At 65.7% G+C, this 1,967-nt stretch carries 3 protein-coding genes; 1 reads left to right on the top strand and 2 read right to left on the bottom strand.

The genetic code is table 11. The features are described 5' to 3' along the window. On the bottom strand, nucleotides 1-280 hold a 280-nt coding region (locus FBZ89_RS31325), incomplete at its 3' end, for a hypothetical protein (RefSeq protein ID WP_211115435.1). Nucleotides 281-406: 126 nt separating this feature from the next. Here FBZ89_RS31325 and lra1 point away from each other — a divergent pair. Next, a complete protein-coding gene (gene lra1, locus FBZ89_RS30565; protein ID WP_342780663.1) occupies nucleotides 407-1,198 on the top strand; it encodes an L-rhamnose 1-dehydrogenase Lra1 in 792 nt (263 codons plus the stop codon). A gap of 364 nt (nucleotides 1,199-1,562) precedes the next feature. On the opposite strand, the gene FBZ89_RS30560 is transcribed toward lra1, so the two are convergent. Continuing rightward, the coding region (locus FBZ89_RS30560; RefSeq protein ID WP_145754873.1) for an autotransporter outer membrane beta-barrel domain-containing protein at nucleotides 1,563-1,967 on the bottom strand (405 nt) is incomplete at its 5' end.

Raw genomic sequence — 1,967 nt, 5'->3', positions numbered from 1 at the left:
GCCCTGGTCGTGATAGTCCGCACCGCCGCCGCGCACCACATAGGCGCGCACCTGTTTGATCTTCGGCAGCATCAACCCCTCCCTTGACCTTGCTTTTCGCCCAGCGTTCCCGCGCTTCGCAGGCGTCGCCGAGATTGGATATTGCCATATGATGGAATTGTGTTCTATATGATAGAAAAAATCGCGTCAACGGGAAGATGCCGTTAAACAGCCCATGGCGCGACCACGACAATGGCGATGGCCAGAAAAATCCGCTCGCCACATTCGGATCGGACGTCAATCGGCGGCAGTTCCCAGGTTCCGTGAAAATTCTTTAGGAACAATTGATTAGAATTTCCATTTCGTTGACTTCATGGTCGCAATTCCATGACGGATTATCTGTCGGCGCGACCGAAAACGTAGAATAATGACTGGGAGATACTACACCATGGCAACGCCACTACTCGCCGGAAAGGTCGTCCTAGTGACTGGCGCATCGACCGGCATCGGCCGGGCTGCCGCCATCGGTGCCGCGCTGCATGGCGCCGATGTCGCCATCAACTATCACTCCGATGACGCCGGCGCCGCCTCTTGCGTGGCGGAAATCAAGGCGCTTGGGCGGCTTGCCGTGGCCATCAAGGGTGACGTCGCCGATCCGGCCACCGCCGCCGACTTCATAACCCGCGCCTGCGACGCCCTGGGCAAGGTGGACGTTTTCGTCAACAACGCCGGCATCTGCCCCTTCCACGCCTTCCTCGACATGCCGGCGGAGACGCTGGAACGGACGATGCGGGTCAACCTGCACGGCGCCTACTACATGGTGCAGGCGGCCGCCAACCGTATGGTGGCCCAGGGTCATGGCGGCGCCATCATCGCGGTGTCCTCCATCTCCGCCCTGGTCGGCGGCGAATATCAGACCCACTACACCCCGACCAAAGCGGGGGTGCATTCCCTAATGCAGTCGGCGGCGATCGCCCTGGGTCGCCACGGCATCCGCTGCAATTCCGTGTTGCCCGGTACCATCCTGACCGAAATCAACAAGGAGGATCTGGCGGACGAAGGCAAGCGCACCCGCATGGCCGCTCGCGTGCCCTTGGGCCGCCTCGGCGTGCCTGAAGATCTGGCCGGCCCCATCGTCTTCCTGGCGTCGGACCTGGCCCGCTATGTCACCGGCGCCGCCCTGCTGGTGGACGGCGGCGCCTTCGTGAACCTGCAGTAGGCGCCCCGATGCTCGCCCGGACACGATATGCCCTTATGGCGCGTTCATTTCGGTCATGGCCGCCAGCACGCCTGCCGGCGCGCAACAGCCCGCCCCGCCCCCTGCTCGCCGCCGTGGACGTCTTCAGCTCCACCGGGCCGCCTCGGCGCGAAGCCGGGCGCCGCTGAGGTAGATAGTCTCCGTCCCGGCGACGGCCGCGTCGTCTGGTCGGCTTCCCCCGCCAGGGTGATCCGGTCGCCCTCGCGGATGGGCCAGGCCCGGCCCCCGACGCGATCGCGGGGTGTGGGGCCTCAACCGCAAACGCGGCCGGCCGAGAAGCAGTCCGATCTGCCCCTCGGCCGTGCCCCTGTGCTGTGCCGCCTGATCAGAAGCTCCAGCTGGCGCGCAGGACGCCGCCGTGGCTCTGGTAGTCGTGGCGGTACTCGCCGTTGTACTCCAGGCGCAGGCTGAAGGCCTCGCTCTGCTGCAGGGTGGCGCCCAGGTTGACGGCCAGGCCGTCGGTGTTGACCCGGCCGGTGGTGCTGGCGAAGGCCACGCCGGCCAGCACGCCCGTGGTCGGGATGGGCCCGTCCTTGAAGTCGTGCACCCAGGCCACCCGCAGGTCCGGCGACAGCAGGCCGACGCCCGTGTTCCACTGCGTGTCCACCTTCAGCCCCAGCTCCTGGGTGACGGCATTGGTGCCGAGGACATCCACCTTCAGGTTGGCCGGACCGGCGTCGTGTTCCTGGTAGGCATGGTTCACCAGGCGCACGAAGCGCAGGCTGTACTG

The organism is Nitrospirillum amazonense (assembly GCF_007828045.1).
GTDB lineage: Bacteria > Pseudomonadota > Alphaproteobacteria > Azospirillales > Azospirillaceae > Nitrospirillum > Nitrospirillum amazonense_C.
Note: the sequence above shows the minus strand (reverse complement) of the source record. Positions and strands in the feature narration are given on the sequence as shown.

Excerpts from the sequence above, each read along its gene's own strand:
- lra1 (WP_342780663.1), top strand. The coding sequence starts at position 407 with ATGACTGGGAGATACTACACCATGGCAACGCCACTACTCGCCGGAAAG.